The 16,675-nt window shown below is 72.7% G+C and carries 14 protein-coding genes, 1 pseudogene and 1 riboswitch; of the genes and pseudogenes, 6 read left to right on the forward strand and 9 right to left on the reverse strand.

Annotated features, from left to right (window positions below; all coding sequences use genetic code 11):
- Nucleotides 1–4: 4 nt before the first annotated feature.
- The 3 genes and pseudogenes from OHA89_RS06920 to OHA89_RS06930 all read left to right on the forward strand — a co-directional run.
- A pseudogene (locus OHA89_RS06920) lies at nucleotides 5–160 on the forward strand (pyridoxamine 5'-phosphate oxidase family protein); the annotation flags it as partial.
- Entirely contained in the window at nucleotides 155–472 is a 318-nt protein-coding gene (locus OHA89_RS06925) for a pyridoxine 5'-phosphate oxidase C-terminal domain-containing protein (RefSeq protein WP_266615304.1), read from the forward strand. The pseudogene OHA89_RS06920 and the gene OHA89_RS06925, both read left to right, overlap by 6 nt.
- Before the next feature lie 72 nt (nucleotides 473–544).
- Nucleotides 545–1,210 carry a methyltransferase domain-containing protein gene (locus OHA89_RS06930; protein ID WP_406365672.1) on the forward strand — a complete coding sequence of 222 codons (666 nt, stop codon included), beginning with the start codon at nucleotides 545–547 and terminating at the stop codon, nucleotides 1,208–1,210.
- A gap of 47 nt (nucleotides 1,211–1,257) precedes the next feature.
- Here OHA89_RS06930 and OHA89_RS06935 read toward each other — a convergent pair whose 3' ends face one another.
- From OHA89_RS06935 to aceA, 5 genes are all read right to left on the reverse strand, one after another.
- Entirely contained in the window at nucleotides 1,258–2,199 is a 942-nt protein-coding gene (locus OHA89_RS06935; RefSeq protein ID WP_266613585.1) for an NAD-dependent epimerase/dehydratase family protein, read from the reverse strand.
- An 82-nt stretch (nucleotides 2,200–2,281) separates the two neighbouring features.
- Nucleotides 2,282–4,600 (reverse strand): 5-methyltetrahydropteroyltriglutamate--homocysteine S-methyltransferase, encoded by a 2,319-nt coding sequence (metE, locus tag OHA89_RS06940; RefSeq protein ID WP_406365673.1) that lies wholly within the window; start codon nucleotides 4,598–4,600, stop codon nucleotides 2,282–2,284.
- Nucleotides 4,601–4,785: 185 nt separating this feature from the next.
- Nucleotides 4,786–4,935: riboswitch (cobalamin riboswitch) on the reverse strand.
- 129 nt (nucleotides 4,936–5,064) lie between these two features.
- Nucleotides 5,065–5,934: a 3-hydroxybutyryl-CoA dehydrogenase gene (locus tag OHA89_RS06945; RefSeq protein WP_266613589.1), complete on the reverse strand. Its 870-nt coding sequence runs from the start codon at nucleotides 5,932–5,934 to the stop codon at nucleotides 5,065–5,067.
- The gene (gene aceB, locus OHA89_RS06950) at nucleotides 5,931–7,523 is read right to left on the reverse strand and encodes a malate synthase A (RefSeq protein ID WP_406365674.1); all 1,593 of its coding nucleotides are present in this window, start codon (nucleotides 7,521–7,523) and stop codon (nucleotides 5,931–5,933) included. Before aceB ends, OHA89_RS06945 begins: the two co-directional genes overlap by 4 nt.
- Before the next feature lie 92 nt (nucleotides 7,524–7,615).
- Entirely contained in the window at nucleotides 7,616–8,917 is a 1,302-nt protein-coding gene (gene aceA, locus OHA89_RS06955) for an isocitrate lyase (protein ID WP_257553261.1), read from the reverse strand.
- 262 nt (nucleotides 8,918–9,179) lie between these two features.
- On the opposite strand from aceA, the gene OHA89_RS06960 reads away from it, so the two are divergent.
- On the forward strand, nucleotides 9,180–10,601 hold the full coding sequence (locus tag OHA89_RS06960) for a short-chain fatty acyl-CoA regulator family protein (protein WP_406365675.1): 1,422 nt from the start codon (nucleotides 9,180–9,182) through the stop codon (nucleotides 10,599–10,601).
- Between the two features lie 7 nt (nucleotides 10,602–10,608).
- Here OHA89_RS06960 and OHA89_RS06965 read toward each other — a convergent pair whose 3' ends face one another.
- Nucleotides 10,609–11,262, reverse strand: a complete 654-nt coding sequence (locus OHA89_RS06965; protein WP_266613592.1) for a hypothetical protein — start codon at nucleotides 11,260–11,262, stop codon at nucleotides 10,609–10,611.
- A 136-nt stretch (nucleotides 11,263–11,398) separates the two neighbouring features.
- Between OHA89_RS06965 and OHA89_RS06970 the strand changes: the two genes are divergently transcribed.
- Complete coding sequence (locus OHA89_RS06970) at nucleotides 11,399–12,076, forward strand: response regulator transcription factor (RefSeq protein ID WP_266613594.1); 678 nt, start codon at nucleotides 11,399–11,401, stop codon at nucleotides 12,074–12,076.
- A complete protein-coding gene (locus OHA89_RS06975) occupies nucleotides 12,069–13,526 on the forward strand; it encodes a sensor histidine kinase (RefSeq protein ID WP_406365676.1) in 1,458 nt (485 codons plus the stop codon). The genes OHA89_RS06970 and OHA89_RS06975 overlap by 8 nt, the downstream gene beginning before the upstream one ends.
- Here the strand turns inward: OHA89_RS06975 and OHA89_RS06980 are convergent.
- From OHA89_RS06980 to OHA89_RS06990, 3 genes are all read right to left on the reverse strand, one after another.
- On the reverse strand, nucleotides 13,508–13,921 hold the full coding sequence (locus OHA89_RS06980; protein ID WP_257553264.1) for a PaaI family thioesterase: 414 nt from the start codon (nucleotides 13,919–13,921) through the stop codon (nucleotides 13,508–13,510). The two genes, OHA89_RS06975 and OHA89_RS06980, sit on opposite strands and share 19 nt — an antisense overlap.
- A gap of 95 nt (nucleotides 13,922–14,016) precedes the next feature.
- Entirely contained in the window at nucleotides 14,017–16,038 is a 2,022-nt protein-coding gene (locus OHA89_RS06985; RefSeq protein WP_266613597.1) for an NADPH-dependent 2,4-dienoyl-CoA reductase, read from the reverse strand.
- Nucleotides 16,039–16,215: 177 nt separating this feature from the next.
- A complete protein-coding gene (locus OHA89_RS06990) occupies nucleotides 16,216–16,566 on the reverse strand; it encodes a hypothetical protein (RefSeq protein ID WP_266613598.1) in 351 nt (116 codons plus the stop codon).
- Nucleotides 16,567–16,675: the final 109 nt, after the last annotated feature.

A 16,675-nucleotide genomic window follows, 5' to 3' on the forward strand; every position in this document is an offset into this window, starting at 1 on the left:
CGGTCCGGACGCACGGGTGCTGATCCTCAAGGGCGTGGACAGCTCGGGATGGCAGTTCGCGAGCCACGCCTTCAGCCCCAAGGGCGGTCAGCTCGCCTGCCATCCGCGGGCGGCGCTCACCTTCTACTGGCCGGAACACGGCCGGCAGGTGCGGGTGCGCGGATCCGTCACCCCGGGCTCGGCCCAGGACAACGCGGCCGACTTCCTCGGCCGCTCGGCCACCGCACACGCGGAGGCCCTGCTGGGCCGCCAGAGCCAGTACCTGACGGACCCCGCCGAGCAGGAACACGCCCTCGAGAAGTCCCTGGCCCTGATCGGGCGGGAGCCGTCGCTCGTCGACTCGGCCTGGACGCTCTACACCCTCGCCCCGGCCGAGGTGGAGTTCTGGCAGGCGACCGAGAGCCGCGTCCACACGCGTCTGCGCTACGAACGTTCCCGAGACGGCTGGGAACGCCTTCCCCTCTGGCCCTAGGGACGCCGGCACAACCGGCGTGCCACGGACGACACTTCCCCCTGTTCCTGCTCACGAGGCGAGGTAAGGCCCATGACCACACGCACCCACGACGGCAGCGCCGGCGACGTCGATTACGGCGCCATCGGCTCCGGATACTCCGGCTACCGCCGGCCCGACCCCCGCATAGCCCAGGCCATCGCCGAGGCCCTCCACGATGCCCGCACCGTGCTCAACGTCGGCGCCGGAACCGGATCGTACGAGAGTGCCGCCCGCTCGGTGACCGCCGTCGAACCGTCGGAGTCCATGCGTGCCCGGCGGCCGGCCCGGCTCGCCCGGGCGGTGGACGCCGTGGCCGAGGATCTCCCCTTCGCCGACGGGGAGTTCGACGCCGCCATGGCCCTGTTCAGCGTGCACCAGTGGAGCGACGCAGCGGCGGGCCTGCGCGAGATGCGACGCGTGACGCGTGGCCCCGTCGTCGTCCTGACCTGCGATCCGAAGCTGGTGCGCGACTTCTGGCTCCTCGACCACTGGGACACCCTCCTCCGGGCCCACCGCGATCAGGCCATCGGGCGCCGCAACGCCGACGGGGCCCCGCTGACGGGCGGTGCGGAGACCACCCCGGCCGACCTCGACGCCGCCCGGCCCGACGGCGTCCCCTTCATCGCCACCAACGCCCACATCCGCCTCGCCGCACCCGCCACGACCGGCGGCGCGACCCCCGGCACGTACATCGGACAGGCCCTGTTGGACAGTTGACGCTACCCGACCACGCTGCCACGCTCCGATCCGTCCCCCTCAGGGGATCACCGGGTGGTTGCCGCCCGCTCGCGCCACCAGTCCACGGTCGCCTTGATCTGCTCGTCGAGGGGGGTGGCCCGGACCGCGAACGCCGCCTCGTAAGCGCTCGAATCGACGACGAACGGACGGTCGAACTGGTAGCGAATCTCCTTGAGTTCGCGGATCAGCGGGGAGAAGAGCGAGGCCACGCCCAGCACGGCCGGCGGGATCCTGCGCACCGTGGCCGGACCCGTCCCCGCCTGGGCGGCCAGGCGGTCGACCATCTCCCGGACGGACTGCGCGCGCCCCGTCGGGACGTGCCAGGGCCGTCCCCAGGCCCGCTCCTCGCCGGCGACCTCGACCAGCGCCCTGGCCACGTCGGGGAGATAGGTCCAGCTGTGCGCGGCGTCCGGGTTCCCGAGGGTGGAGACCGGCTTGCCGCGCAGCAGCGGTGGCACGACCCGCGCGGCCAGGTGGCCGCCGTCGGTGACGCCCGGCCCGAAGAAGTCCGAGGCCCGCAACTCGACCGCCCGGATACGGCCCTGCTCGTGCAGTGTCCACGCCTGCTCCCAGGCCGCGGCGCGCACCCGCCCCTTGGGTCCGGTCGCCGCGAGCGGCAGTTCCTCGGTCAGGGGACCGTCCACCGGACCGTAGCCGTAGAGGTTCCCCAGCATGACCAGTACGGCCCCGGTGGCCTCGGCCGCGGTACAGACCGACGCGGCCAGCGGCGGCCATGCGCTCGTCCAGCGGTGGTAGGGCGGCGCGGCGCAGCTGTAGAGCGCGGCCGCGCCCTTCGCGGCTTCGGTCAGCCGCTCCGGGTCCGTCGCGTCCAGCGCGACGTGTTCGATTCCGGCTTCCGGGCTTCGGCCCGACCTGGTGACGACCCTTACCGTATGGCCCTGTTCGGCCAGCAGCCGAGCAGTTGCGGCACCGGCGGGTCCAAATCCGATCACGACATGAAGGCTCACATACGCACACTAGCGCGAGTGATCGCGGGACGGCGGGAGCGGGGAGGTCACTCCCGCTCCCGCCCGCGTGCCCGCGCCGGCCTCAGGCCGTCGCGATCTCCGTACGGACCTGGTGCGCGGCCTCGACGAGGTGCTCCAGGGAGGCCCTGGTCTCGGGCCAGCCGCGGGTCTTCAGACCGCAGTCGGGGTTGACCCACAGCCTTTCGGCCGGGATGGCCTCAAGTCCCTTGCGCAGCAGGGACGCTGCCTCCCCGGCGGAGGGGATGCGCGGGGAGTGGATGTCCCAGACGCCCGGGCCGACCTCGCGTGGATAGTGGGCGCCGGCGAGCTCGTCTGCCACCTGCATGTGGGAGCGGGCGGCCTCCAGGCTGATGACGTCGGCGTCGAGGGCCTCGATGGCCTCGACGATGTCGCCGAACTCGGCGTAGCACATGTGGGTGTGGATCTGGGTGTCCGGACGGACGCCGCCGGTGCTGAGGCGGAAGGACTCGGTCGCCCAGGCCAGGTACGCGGCGTGGTCGGCCGCCCGCAGCGGCAGGGTCTCCCGCAGCGCGGGTTCGTCGACCTGGATCACCGAAGTACCGGCCGCCTCGAGGTCGTTCACCTCGTCGCGCAGGGCGAGCGCGACCTGCCGGGCCGTGTCGCCGAGCGGCTGGTCGTCGCGTACGAAGGACCAGGCGAGCATGGTCACCGGACCGGTCAGCATGCCCTTGACCGGCTTGGCCGTCCGGGCCTGGGCGTACGCGGTCCAGCGCACGGTCATCGGCTCCGGACGGGAGATGTCCCCGGCCAGGACCGGCGGCCGCACGTAGCGCGTGCCGTAGGACTGGACCCAGCCGTGCTGGGTGGCCAGGTAGCCGGTGAGCTGCTCGGCGAAGTACTGGACCATGTCGTTGCGTTCGGGCTCGCCGTGCACGAGGACGTCGAGGCCGGTCTTCTCCTGGAAGGCGATCACCTCGCGGATCTCGGCCTCGATGCGGCTCTCGTAACCGGCCTCGTCGAGCCGTCCGGCGCGCAGGTCGGCGCGGGCGGTGCGCAGTTCGGCGGTCTGCGGGAAGGAGCCGATGGTCGTCGTGGGCAGCAGTGGGAGGCCGAGGCGGGCCCGCTGGGCGTCCACGCGCTGCTCGTAGGGCTGGGAGCGGCGGGCGTCGGCGCCGGTGACGGCCGCGGTCCGGGCCCGTACGGCCGGGTCGCGGGTGATCGCGGAGTTCGCCCGGGCGGCCAGGTCGGCGCGGTTGGCGGCGAGTTCGGCCGCGATGGCACCGGTGCCCCGGGCGAGACCGCGGGCGAGGGTGGAGATCTCGGTGGTCTTCTGGCGGGCGAAGGCCAGCCAGCGGCGGATCTGCGGGTCGATGTCGCGCTCGGCGCCCGCGTCCAGCGGCACGTGGAGGAGGGAGCAGGAGGCGGCGACGTCGACCCGGTCGGCGAGGCCGAGGAGGGTGCCGAGGGTGGCGAGGGACTTCTCGTGGTCGTTGATCCAGATGTTGCGGCCGTTGACCACGCCCGCGACCAGGCGCTTGCCGGGGATTCCGCCCACCGCCGCGAGGTCGTCGAGGTTGGCTGCGGCCCGGTCTGTGAAGTCGAGGGCGAGCCCTTCGACGGGTGCCTTCGCCAGCACCGGCAGGGCCTCGCCGAGCCGGTCGAAGTACGAGGCGACCAGCAGCTTGGGGCGCTCGGGGAGGGCGCCGAGCTCGCGGTAGGCCCGGGCGGCGACGCCGAGCTCGGCCGGGGAGCGGTCCTGGACCAGGGCGGGCTCGTCCAGCTGGACCCATTCGGCTCCGGCCGCGCGCAGATCGGCGAGGACCTCGGCGTACACGGGCAGCAGCCGGTCGAGCAGGGTGATCGGCTGGAAGTCGTCGGCCACTCCGGGGGCGGGCTTGGCCAGCAGGAGGTAGGTGACCGGTCCGACCAGCACGGGGCGGGCCTTGAGCCCGAGGGCCTGGGCCTCCTTCAGCTCGGCGACCTGCCGGGCGGAATCGGTGGTGAAGACGGTGTCGGGCCCCAGTTCCGGCACCAGGTAGTGGTAGTTGGTGTCGAACCACTTGGTCATCTCCAGCGGCGCCACGTCCTGGGTGCCGCGGGCCATGGCGAAGTAGCCGTCGAGCGCGTCCGCGGCGACGGCGGAGCGGTGCCGGGCCGGGACGGCGCCGACCATGACGCTGGTGTCGAGGACGTGGTCGTAGTACGAGAAGTCACCGGTGGGGACCTCGGTGATGCCGGCGCCGGCCAGTTGGCGCCAGTTCGTCCGGCGCAGGCGTGCGGCGGTCTCGTGGAGGGCTTCGGCGCTGACGCGGCCCTTCCAGTAGCCCTCGACGGCCTTCTTCAGTTCCCGGTTCTGCCCCTGACGGGGGTAGCCGTACACGGTGGCTTGTACCGCCGCGGCTGCGGACTCGGTTGTCACGGAACTCTCCTTCGCGAGCGTGTCTCCATGAGTCCCGGTGACGGGACGCGAGGCGCGAAGGGGTGGCCGACCGGACGGTCCGCCGGGCGCGAGGCACCGGTACGGCCGTCCGAGATCTTTACGCCGACCCGCCCACGAGGTCACCGGGATGTCCGCGCACGGCTGTGCGTGCGCGGGCAACGGGCAGGTCTTCGGACTTGCGGGCACGTCTGCCACTCGGGCAGACACCTACTGGCCGTCGCTTCCCAGACCCGTCCGGGCCCAGTGCGTATGACGGCGGTCGTTCCCGCTCACCGCTGCGGGGCAGTCCCGGATTCCCACCGGGTTCCCTCTTACGACGCATCCCGCCTGGCGGACGGGGGCGAACCAGCTGCTGCGGGTCAGCGTAGGCGCAGGTCCTGGAGGATGGGTACATCGGCTCGCATCCCGGACGGTGACGTGGGGCACCGCGAGCCGCTCCCCCGTCAGCGCCGGTCGTACGGGTGGAACCCGCGGCCGCTCTTGCGGCCCAGCAGCCCTGCCTGGACCATCCGCTGGAGCAGCGGGGGCGGAGCGTAGAGCGGCTCCTTGAACTCCTCGTACAGCGACTGCGCGATGGCCGCGACCGTGTCCAGTCCGATCAGGTCGGCGAGCTTGAGCGGACCCATGGGGTGGGCGCAGCCCAGTTCCATGCCCGCGTCGACGTCGGCGGCGGTCGCGAAACCGGACTCGGCCATCCGGATGGCCGAGAGCAGGTAGGGAACCAGCAGGGCGTTAACGACGAACCCGGCCCGGTCCTGTGAGTGGACGGCCGTCTTGCCCAGGGTGTCGCGGGCGAACGCCTCCGCCCTCTCGGTCGTCTCGCGGGTGGTGTGCAGCGAGGAGACGATCTCGACCAGCGGCAGGACGGGTACGGGATTGAAGAAGTGCAGGCCCACCACGCGGTCCGCGCGGCCGGTGGCCATCGCCAGGCGCATCACGGGGATGGCGGAGGTGTTCGTCGCGAGGATCGCCGCAGGGTCCTCGACGATCTTGTCGAGGGCCGTGAAGACCTCTCCCTTCACCTCCGCGTTCTCCACGACGGCCTCGATGACGAGCTGGCGGTCGGCGAGGTCGTCGAGGCTGCCCGAGAAGACGAGCCGGGCCAGGGCGTCCTCGGCGGTGAGCCGGTCCAGTTTGCCCCGCTGGACGGCGCGTTCGAGGGAGACGGCCACGCGTTCGCGGGCGGCGCGGGCCGCGGTGGCATCGGCCTCGCAGACCACCGTGTCGAGGCCGGCGCGGGCGCAGACCTCGGCGATCCCGGCGCCCATCTGGCCGCCGCCGACGATGCCGACCCGGTGGATGGCGGTGCTCATGAGCGTTCCTCTCGACGGGTGACCAGGTGGCGGGCGTACGCATCGGGGGTGAAGAAGGCCGGCAGGTCCCGCTCGAGGGCCGTGCGCTCGAGGACCGCGCGCGCCTCGGCGACCAGAGCGTCCGGCTGCTCCTTGGCGAGCGCGGCGGACTGCGCGGCGAGGATCTCCCGAACGCTCTCGCGGTCGGCCGTGCCGTGGCGAAGCCACTGCCAGAGCTGCACGCGGGCGATCTCCGCGGTGGCGGCGTCCTCCATGAGGCCGTCGAGGGCGACGGCTCCGCTGCCGCGCAGCCAGGCGTCGAAGTACCGCAGGGCGACGGAGACGTTGGCGCGGATGCCTTCGGGAGTGGGCGGACCGCTGGTGCGCCGGACCGACAACAGCTCGGCGGCGGTGACGTGGACGTCCTGCCGCAGGCGCTCGAGCTGGTGCGGGCGCTCTCCGAGCACTCCGTCGAAGACCTCACGGCAGACGGGGACGAGTCCGGGGTGGGCGACCCAGGAGCCGTCGAAGCCGTCCTCGGCCTCGCGCTCCTTGTCGAGCCGGACCTTGGCGTGGGCCGCGGTGTCGGCCTCGGGGTCCTTGCCGGGCACATGGGCGGACATGCCGCCGACGGCGTGGGCGCCGCGCTTGTGGCAGGTACGGACGAGCAGCTGGGTGTACGCCCGCATGAAGGGGGCGGTCATGGTGACCTTGGCCCGGTCGGGCAGCTGGAAGTCGGTGCGGTGGCCGAAGGTCTTGATGAGGCTGAAGAGGTAGTCCCAGCGGCCCGCGTTCAGTCCGGCGCTGTGCTCGCGCAGCTCGTGGAGGATCTCCTCCATCTCGAACGCCGCGGTGATCGTCTCGATCAGGACGGTGGCGCGGACGGTGCCGCGCGGGATGCCGAGGATCTCCTGGGCCATCAGGAAGACGTCGTTCCAGAGGCGGGCCTCGTACCGGTTCTCCAGCTTGGGAAGGTAGAAGTACGGGCCGTGGCCGGCGTCGATCTGCCGCTGGGCGCAGTGGAAGAAGTAGAGGCCGAAGTCGACCAGCGAGGCCGCGACGGGACGGCCGTCGATCTCCAGGTGCTGCTCGGTCAGGTGCCAGCCCCGCGGGCGGACCATGATCGTCGCCAACTGCTCGCCGAGGCGGTACTCCTTGCCCTCGGGCGTGGTGAAGTCGATCCGGCGCTCGATGGCGTCGAGCAGGTTCAGCTGCCCGCCGATGACGTTGTTCCAGGTGGGTGCTGTGGCGTCCTCGAAGTCGGCCATCCACACCCGGGCCCCCGAATTCAGGGCGTTGACGGTCATGCGCCGGTCCGGAGGTCCGGTGATCTCCACCCGGCGGTCGACGAGACCCGGGGCGGGCGGTGCGACGCGCCAGTCGGGGTCGTCGCGGACCGCGGTGGTGGCGCGGGGGAAGTCGAGCGGGTTGCCGGAGACGAGCTGGGCGGTGCGCCGGCGCCGTTCCTTGAGCACCTCCTCGCGGCGGCCGGCGAAGGCCGTGTGGAGCGTGCCGATGAAGTCCAGGGCGGCGGGGGTGAGGATCTCGTCGAAGCGGTGGCCGGGCGCGCCGAGGACGTGGACGCGACCGGCGAGTTCGGTGGTGGGCATACGGGTCTCCTCGGCGGGAGCGGCGGACGGGGGAAGGCCGGCGGGCGGGCGGGGACGGCGGAGCGGTGCTCGCCCCCGCCCGCGGGGCGGGCTCAGTGGAACTGCTCCTCCTCCGTGGAGCCGGCGAGCGCGGTGGTCGAGGAGGCGGGGTTGACGGCGGTGGAGACGAGGTCGAAGTAGCCGGTGCCGACTTCACGCTGGTGCTTCACGGCGGTGAACCCGTGTTCCTGGGCGGCGAATTCGCGCTCCTGAAGGTCCACGTACGCGGTCATGCCGTGCTCCGCGTAGCCGCGGGCGAGGTCGAACATGCCGTGGTTGAGGGAGTGGAAGCCGGCCAGGGTGATGAACTGGAAGCGGTAGCCCATCGCGCCCAGCTCCCGCTGGAACTTGGCGATCTGGTCGTCGTCCAGCGCCGCCTTCCAGTTGAAGGAGGGCGAGCAGTTGTAGGCAAGCATCTGGTCGGGGTACCGCGCGTGGACGGCTTCGGCGAACTCGCGGGCCTGGGCCAGGTCCGGGGTGCCGGTCTCGACCCAGATGAGGTCGGCGTACGGGGCGTAGGCGAGGCCGCGGGCGATCACCGGTGCCATGCCGTTCTCGACGCGGTAGAAGCCCTCGGCGGTGCGCTCGCCGGTGGCGAACCGCGCGTCGCGCTCGTCGACGTCGCTGGTCAGCAGGTTCGCGGCGAGGGCGTCGGTACGGGCGATGATCAGGGTCGGGACGTCGGCGATATCGGCCGCGAGCCGGGCCGCGTTGAGGGTGCGGACGTGCTGGGAGGTGGGCACGAGCACCTTGCCGCCCAGGTGGCCGCACTTCTTCTCGGAGGCGAGCTGGTCCTCGTAGTGGATGCCGGCCGCGCCCGCCGCGATCATCGCCTTGGTCAGCTCGAAGGCGTTGAGCGGGCCGCCGAAACCGGCCTCGGCGTCGGCGACGATCGGCGCCAGCCAGTCGGTCCCCGCGTCCGTCGAACCCGTACCGCCGCCCTCCGCGGTGGCGATCTGGTCGGCGCGCAGCAGCGCGTTGTTGATCCTGCGCACCACCTGCGGCACCGAGTTGACCGGGTACAGGCTCTGGTCGGGGTAGGTGTGCCCGGCCTGGTTGGCGTCGGCGGCGACCTGCCAGCCGGACAGGTAGATCGCCTGGAGTCCGGCCCGGACCTGCTGGACGGCCTGGCCGCCGGTGAGCGCGCCGAGCGCGTGGACGTAGTCCAGCTCGTGCAGCTGCCGCCACAGCCGCTCGGCTCCGCGCCGGGCCAGGGTGTGTTCTTCCCGGACGCTGCCGGAGAGCCGGACCACGTCCTCGGCGCCGTACGTCCGCTCGATGCCCGCCCAGCGGGGGTCGGTCGCCCACCGCTGCTCGAGCTGCTGGGCCGCTGCCGCCGTGTTCGCCTCTGCCATGACCGTCACCGTCTCCCTGAGTCGCTTGTCCGCACTGGCACCACGTGCCGGGCTGGGGGTAGCGGCCGCCATGCCGGTCCCGACTGCCCCGGTTCCACTGGCCGCAGGACCGACTCTGGCAGTGGCACCGAGTGCCAACAAGGAGGGATGGATGCCAAGTTCTGCGAATCTTCGGGAGCGTTTTTGCCAAGTTTGCGAAGGCCGGCGGCGCTCGGATCCCGCGTAGGGTTACGGCTGTTCCGATCACCTGAGGGGGAGCCCGGTGAGCAAGACGTACGCGGGGGCGCGGCTGCGGCGCCTGCGCGAGGAGCGGCGGATGAGCCAGGCCGACCTGGCGCGCGTCCTCGCGATCTCGCCGAGCTACCTCAATCAGATGGAGCACGACTCGCGGCCGCTCACGGTGCCGGTGCTGCTGCGGCTGACCGAGGCGTTCGGCGTCGATCCCGGCTTCTTCTCGGAGCGTGACACCAGCCGGCTGGTGGCCGACCTCCGCGAGGCCCTCGCCACCGAGGTCGCCGGGGCCCGGGTGTCACCGTCCGACCTGGCGGACCTCGCCACCCGGATGCCCGCCGTGGCCCACGTCCTGCTGGACCTCGGCCGGCGCGGCCAGCTGCTGGCCGAGCGGCTCGCCGGGGCCGCGGACGGCCGGGACGGCACGGTGGGGAGCCCGCGCTCACCACACGAGGAGATCCGCGAGTTCTTCTACCGGCGGCAGAACTACCTGCACGAGACCGACCTCGCCGCCGAGGCACTGGCGCGCGAGGTCGGGATCCGCCCGGGGGACGTCGTACGCGCCCTGTCGGCGAGGCTCGGGGACCGCCACGGGGTGCGCCTGGCGGCCGACTCGGACCGGCTGCACCGCTACGACGCCCGCTCCCGCGTCCTGCACGTGTCGAGCCGGCTCCGGCCGGGCCAGCAGGCCTTCCGGATGGCCACCCAAGTGGCGCTGCTGGAGTACGGGGAGGAACTCGACAGGCTGGCGGCGGAGGACTTCCCGCCGGATTCCCCCGCCCACGCCCTGGCCCGGATCGGCATCGCCAACTACTTCGCCGCCGCGCTGATCCTCCCGTACCGGGCCTTTCACACGGCCACCGAGGAGTTCCGCTACGACATCGAGCGGCTCACCGACCACTTCGGTCTCGGATACGAGACCGTCTGCCACCGCCTGAGCACCCTGCAACGCCCCAGGCTGCGCGGGGTGCCCTTCTCCTTCGTCCGGGTGGACCGCGCTGGCAACATGTCCAAGCGGCAGTCCGCGACCGGATTCCACTTCTCCCGCGCGGGCGGCACCTGCCCGCTGTGGAACGTGTACGAGGCCTTCGCCGCGCCCGGCCGCATCCACGTCCAGGCGGCCGCCATGCCCGACGGGCAGCGATACCTCTGGACCGCCCGCGCCGTGACCCGCCACCGCGGCGGCTGGGGCGAACCCGGCAAGACCTTCGCCATCGGTCTCGGCTGCGAGATCCGGCACGCCTCCCGCCTCGTCTACTCCGACGGCCTCGACCTCGGCAAGACCTCCGCCGACACGCCCATCGGCATGGGCTGCCGGCTCTGCGAGAGGCTCGACTGCCCCCAGCGCGCCGTGCCGCCCCTCGGCCGCGCACTGGCCGTCGACGAGAACAGCAGCACCTTCGTGCCGTACCCGGTCGCCGCCGAAAGCGACCGGGCCGCCCCGCCGGTGTAGCAGGCCCCTAGCGGCCGGCGACGGGGGTGTTGCCGGTGACGGTGCCGTCCGAACCGGAGACCGTGACCGCGTGACGGACTCCGTCCGGGCCGAGTACGACGGCCAGCCAGGCGCTGCCGCCGCCCTCCTGAGCGACCACGCGGATGCTCTCCACCTTGCCGCCGTCCACCGCCCCGGCCGCCTTGTCGGCCGCCTGGCCGATGGCCAGCGACGGCAGGGGCGCGGGGGCCGCCTTCGCGGAGCCTCCGGGGCCCGCTTCACCGGCGCGCGGCTTCGGTGCCGCCTCCCGCTGCTCCCGCAGCTCCTTCAGGGCCTTCGGGTCCTTGAGGTTCTTGTGGATCCTCTGGTCGCCGAACGCCCGGTCGCCGTGCTCTCCGCCGCCTTCGGGGCCGCGCTTCATCCCGCCCTTGTGGTCGGCCTCGGCCCAGGCGACGCGCGGTCCGGCCATCCTGTCGTGGTGCTCGTCCACGGCCACCGCCACCGCCACACCGCCGACGATCACCACGGCCGCGCCCAGCGCCGCCCATCGGGCACCCCTGCGCCGGGGTACCAGGCGCCCCAGGTTCACGCGCGTGCGCCCGCCGGTTTCCGGGGCGCTCGCGGGCTGCTCGGGCCGCTTGGGCTGCTCTGGCTGCTCGGACGGCGGGAAAGACTCAGACATACCGGGACTCCTCATGCACAACCGGGCACGGCACCCGGCTCGTTGCAGAGCATGCGGAGCGGATCCTGAAGCCCACCTGAAGCCGGCTGAAGACCTCTTCAGCCGGCCGCGGACCGGGCCTGAGACCCTGGTCGGCATGCGCGTACTGGTGGTGGAGGACGAACGGCGGCTGGCCGTGGCCCTGCAACGGGGACTCCAATCGGAGGGGTTCTCCGTGGATGTGGCCCACGACGGGCCGCAGGGGCTGTGGATGGCAACCGAGCACGACTACGACCTGATCGTGCTCGACATCATGCTGCCCGGCCTGAACGGCTACCGGGTCTGCGCGCGGCTGCGCGCCGCCGGGAACGAATCCGGGATCCTGATGCTCACGGCGAAGGACGGCGAGTACGACGAGGCGGAGGCCCTGGACACCGGCGCCGACGACTTCCTCTCCAAGCCGTTCTCCTACCTCGTCCTGGTCGCCCGGCTGCGCGCGCTGGCCCGGCGCACCGGCCGCCGCGGCCCGCAGATCCTGCGCTTCGGGGACCTGGTGCTGGACCCGGCCCGGCACAGCTGTTCCCGCGGCGACACCGAGATCCGGCTGACGGCCCGGGAGTTCGCGGTGCTGGAGTACCTGGCCCGGCGCCCCGGCGAGGTCGTGCCCAAGCGGGAGATACTCGAACAGGTGTGGGACATGGCCTTCGCCGGCGATCCCAACGTGGTCGAGGTCCACATCAGCGCCGTGCGCCGCAAGATCGACGCGCCGTTCGGCCGCTCCGCGCTGGAGACCGTACGCGGCGCCGGCTACCGGCTGGCGGCCGACGGTGGCTGAGCCCGCACTCCCCCGCCGCCGGTTCCGCCGCCGGCCACACCTGCCACGCCTGCTCCAGTGGTCACCGCTGCGCCGCCTGTGGCCCATGACCGTCCGCGCCCGCGCCACCGTGGGCGCCGTCGTGGTCGTCGCCGCGGCCCTGGCACTGGCCTCCTTCGCCCTCCTCGGACTGCTGGAGGGCAATCTGCTGCGCAACGCCGAGCGCGACGCCGCGCGGCAGGCCGAGACGGTCGCCCGGCTCGCGGCCTCCGGCGATCTCGAGAAGATGCGGCCGACCCTGCACGGCGTCGATTTCGTCCAGGTGGTGAACGCCCGCGGCCGGGTGCTGCGCGCCTCCCCGAACCTCGCCGGGGAACTCTCGCTCGTCCCCGTCAAACCCCTCCGGCCCGGCACGGTCTTCCACACCTGGAAGACCGGCCCGCTCGGCGGCGAGCACCGCCAGCGGGTCGTGCAGGTCACCACGGAGACCCCGCAGGGCATGGTCACCGTCTTCGTGGGGACCTCGCTGCGCGATGTGGACGCGGCCGACGACACCACCGCCGCCGCGCTCGCGGTCGGCGGCCCGCTGCTCCTGGCCACCGTCGCCTTCGTCACCTGGCGGGTCACCGGCCGGGCGCTCGGGCCGGTCGAGGCGATCCGCGCCGAGGTCGCCGAGATCAGCGACCGGGACCTGCACCGCCGGGTCCCCGTACCGCCCACCCGTGACGAGGTCGCCCGCCTGGCGCAGACGATGAACACCACCCTGGACCGGCTGGAGTCCGCCGGAAACCGTCAGCGCCAGTTCATCGCCGACGCCTCCCACGAACTGCGCAGCCCCATCACGGTGCTGCGCACCCAGCTGGAGGTGGCGCTGGCCGTCCGGGACCCGGAACTGTGGCCGGAACTGATCAGCGGCGCGCTCCAGGACATCGAGCGGCTCCAGCAGCTCTCCTCCGACCTCCTGCTGCTCGCCCGCATCGACGCCGCCCAGCCGATGGCGTCGGTCCGGCTGGACCTGGGCTCGGTGGTCCGCGACGCCGTGGAAGCACGGCTCGGGGACCGCGTTCCCGTACGCACCGAGCTGGAAGACGGCGTCCTGGTGGAGGGCAGCGCGCTGTGGCTGGCCCGGGTGGTCACCAACCTGCTCGACAACGCCCAGCGGTTCGCCGGCCGGCGGGTGGACCTCGTGCTGCGCACCACCGGCGGTCCATCCGCGCGGACCGCCGTGCTGGAGGTGGCCGACGACGGCCCGGGGATCCCGCCCGGGGACCGGGAGCGGGTCTTCGAGCGCTTCACCCGTCTCGACGACGCCCGCAGCCGCGACCACGGCGGAGCCGGCCTGGGCCTGGCCATAGCGCGGGACCTGACCGCCCACCACGGCGGCACCCTCACCGCCGAGGACTCTCCGCGGGGGGCCCGGCTGGTGGTCCGGCTGCCGGTGGCGGAAGCAACTCAGCCGAGCAGGGCGTAGACCGTGGAGGCCGTGGCGGACGGCTCCGCGGCGCCCTCGGGGGTCATGGTGATGTCGGCGAAGGCCATCCGCCGGCCGAGTTTGGTGACCCGTACGTGGATCAGGACGTCGGCGCCGGTGACCGGGCGCTGGAAGCTCGTCGACTGCTGGACGGTGGTCATCGGCCCGTACGCGCCGCGCGCGCTGGAGATCGCGATGACGGTGGCGGTGTCGGCGGCCGCCATCAGGGCCTGACCGGAGAGGCCGCCGCCGTCCCGGGCCAGGGCCTGCGACCAGGGCAGCCGCAGGACGGCGTGCCGTTCGCCGGTCTCCTGGACGCTCAGGCCCAGGGCCAGCACCCAGGGGGCGAAGTTGTCGGCGAGGATCTTGTCTGCGTCTGCGGGTGAGAACGTCACCGGGAGATTGTGGCGGCCCGGCCGGACCGCCACAATCCCTTTCGGTCAGACGACGTCAGACGACGTCAGACGACGCCGGACGGCGCCGGACGGCGTCAGAGGGCCGCGGCCAGTTCGGTGCCCTGGCGGATGGCCCGCTTGGCGTCGAGCTCGGCGGCCACGTCGGCGCCGCCGATCAGGTGCGCCTCGACACCGGCCGCGCGCAGCGCCTCGTACAGGTCGCGGCGCGGCTCCTGCCCGGTGCACAGGACGACGGTGTCGGCGGGTACGAGCCGCTGCTCCCCGTCGACGGTGATGTGCAGGCCCTCGTCGTCGATGCGGTCGTACGTCGCCCCCGCGACGGAGACCACCCCGCGGTGCTTGAGCTCCGCCCGGTGGATCCAGCCGGTGGTGGTGCCGAGGCCGGCGCCGACCTTGGTCGCCTTGCGCTGGAGCAGGTGGACCTGGCGCGGCGGCGCGGGGCGTTCGGCGGCGGTGAGCCCGCCGGGGCCGGTGTACGAGGTGTCCACGCCCCAGTGGCGGAAGTAGACGTCGGGGTCCTGGGAGGCGCCCTCGCCGCTGTCGGTGAGGAACTCGGCGACGTCGAAGCCGATGCCGCCGGCGCCGACGACGGCGACGCGCTCGCCGACGGGGGCGCCGTCACGGAGCACGTCGAGGTAATTGACCACGTTGGCGTGGTCCACGCCCTCGATGTCGGGGGTGCGGGGGGTGACTCCGGTGGCGACGACGACCTCGTCGTAGCCCTGGAGGGTCTCCACGTCGGCGCGGGTGTTCAGGCGGACCTCGACACCGCTCTCCACGAGCTGGGTGCCGTAGTAGCGGATGGTCTCCTCGAACTCCTCCTTGCCGGGGATGCGGCGGGCGATGTCGAGCTGGCCGCCGATGTGGCCGGAGGCCTCGAAGAGGGTGACGGCGTGGCCGCGGCCGGCGGCGGAGACCGCGCAGGCGAGTCCGGCCGGGCCGGCGCCGACGACGGCGACGCGCTTCTTGAGCCGGGTGGGGGCGAGGACCAGCTGGGTCTCGTGGCAGGCGCGCGGGTTGACCAGGCAGCTGGTGATCTTGCCGCTGAAGGTGTGGTCGAGGCAGGCCTGGTTGCAGCCGATGCAGGTGTTGATGGTCTCGGAGCGGCCGGCGGCGGCCTTGGCGACGAAATCGGCGTCGGCGAGGAAGGGGCGGGCCAGGGAGACCAGGTCGGCGCGCCCGTCGGCGAGCAGCTCCTCGGCGATCTCGGGGGTGTTGATGCGGTTGCTGGTGACGAGGGGGACGCTCACCGCGCCCATCAGCCGCTTGGTGACCCAGGTGTAGGCACCGCGCGGGACGGAGGTGGCGATGGTGGGGATGCGGGCCTCGTGCCAGCCGATGCCGGTGTTGATGATGGTGGCGCCGGCCGCCTCGATCTCCTTGGCGAGGTGGACGACCTCGTCGAGGGTGGAGCCGCCGGGGATCAGGTCGAGCATGGAGAGGCGGTAGATGAGGATGAAGTCCTCGCCGACGGCCGCGCGGGTCCGGCGGACGATCTCCAGCGGGAAGCGGACGCGGTTCTCGTACGCGCCGCCCCAGCGGTCGGTGCGCTTGTTGGTCGCGGCGGCGATGAACTCGTTGATCAGGTAGCCCTCGGAGCCCATGATCTCGACGCCGTCGTAGCCGGCCAGCTTGGCGAGGCGGGCGGCGCGGACGAAGTCCTCGACGGTCCGCTCGACCTCGATGTCGGTGAGCTCGTTCGGTACGAAGGGGCTGATGGGGGCCTGGAGGGCGCTGGGGGCGACCAGGTCCTTGTGGTAGGCGTACCGGCCGAAGTGGAGGATCTGCATGGCGATCTTCCCGCCCTCGGCGTGCACCGCCTCGGTGATCACCCGGTGCTCGGCGGCCTCGTCCTCGGTGGTGAGGCGGGAGCCTCCCTCGAAGGGGCGGCCGGCGTCGTTCGGGGCTATGCCGCCGGTGACGATCAGGCCCGCGCCGCCGCGGGCGCGCTCGGCGTAGAAGGCGGCGAGGCGCTCGAAGCCGCCCTCGTGCTCTTCGAGACCGGTGTGCATCGAGCCCATGATCACGCGGTTCGGCAGCGTGGTGAATCCGAGGTCCAGCGGGCTCAGCAGGTGCGGGTACCGGCTCTGCGACATGGGGGGCGCCTCCTCGCGCGGGGGTGATGCCCCTGTTGTAGCGAGGGGAGGCCGGTTTTGCAACTAGGTGCAAAACCGGGTGGGGGCCCGGCGGCCCGGGATTCCCGGGCCCGGGGGCCCGGCCGGCCGGAGGCTGTGGCGGAGTTCACGCCGCCGCGGCCTCCGGGCCGGGGCGCGTCAGTGGATGACCCTGAAGCTGCGCCAGGACAGGGTGCGGGGGGCCGTCACGTTGGAGAGGGTCGTGGCCACGTAGATGCCGTCGGCCTTGTCGACCTTGCCGCAGTCCTCCGTCCGGTACAGGACGATGTCGACGAGGGTGTTGTTCTCCACGTGCGTGGCCCCCCTCGGGAGGGCGATCCTGTGACAGCCCGTGACGAGGGTGTTGGAGTAGCTCAGCTCGATCGGCGAGTCGTGGCCGCGGAAGCGGAGCATGCCTACGGTGCTCCGGCCCAGGCCCGAGCAGGCGGTGGCGGCCAGCAGCAGTGCCGCGACCCCCGCGATGGTGCTGATCCGTCGGCTGTGGGACATGGCGCGGTCCTCGTCTGTGCGGTGGTGGCGCTCCTTGACCACAGCTTTGCGCCGCGGAGCGCGGGTGGCTTGCGCTACGCGGCCGACCGGATGAACGCGGTGGAGCCGG

This window comes from Streptomyces sp. NBC_01546 (assembly GCF_045208355.1).
In the GTDB taxonomy this organism is placed as follows: domain Bacteria; phylum Actinomycetota; class Actinomycetes; order Streptomycetales; family Streptomycetaceae; genus Streptomyces.

Excerpts from the sequence above, each read along its gene's own strand:
- OHA89_RS06930 (WP_406365672.1), top strand. The coding sequence starts at position 545 with ATGACCACACGCACCCACGACGGCAGCGCCGGCGACGTCGATTACGGC.
- OHA89_RS06945 (WP_266613589.1), bottom strand. The coding sequence starts at position 5,934 with ATGAGCACCGCCATCCACCGGGTCGGCATCGTCGGCGGCGGCCAGATG.
- aceB (WP_406365674.1), bottom strand. The coding sequence starts at position 7,523 with ATGCCCACCACCGAACTCGCCGGTCGCGTCCACGTCCTCGGCGCGCCC.
- aceA (WP_257553261.1), bottom strand. The coding sequence starts at position 8,917 with ATGGCAGAGGCGAACACGGCGGCAGCGGCCCAGCAGCTCGAGCAGCGG.
- OHA89_RS06965 (WP_266613592.1), bottom strand. The coding sequence starts at position 11,262 with ATGTCTGAGTCTTTCCCGCCGTCCGAGCAGCCAGAGCAGCCCAAGCGG.
- OHA89_RS06970 (WP_266613594.1), top strand. The coding sequence starts at position 11,399 with ATGCGCGTACTGGTGGTGGAGGACGAACGGCGGCTGGCCGTGGCCCTG.
- OHA89_RS06985 (WP_266613597.1), bottom strand. The coding sequence starts at position 16,038 with ATGTCGCAGAGCCGGTACCCGCACCTGCTGAGCCCGCTGGACCTCGGA.
- OHA89_RS06990 (WP_266613598.1), bottom strand. The coding sequence starts at position 16,566 with ATGTCCCACAGCCGACGGATCAGCACCATCGCGGGGGTCGCGGCACTG.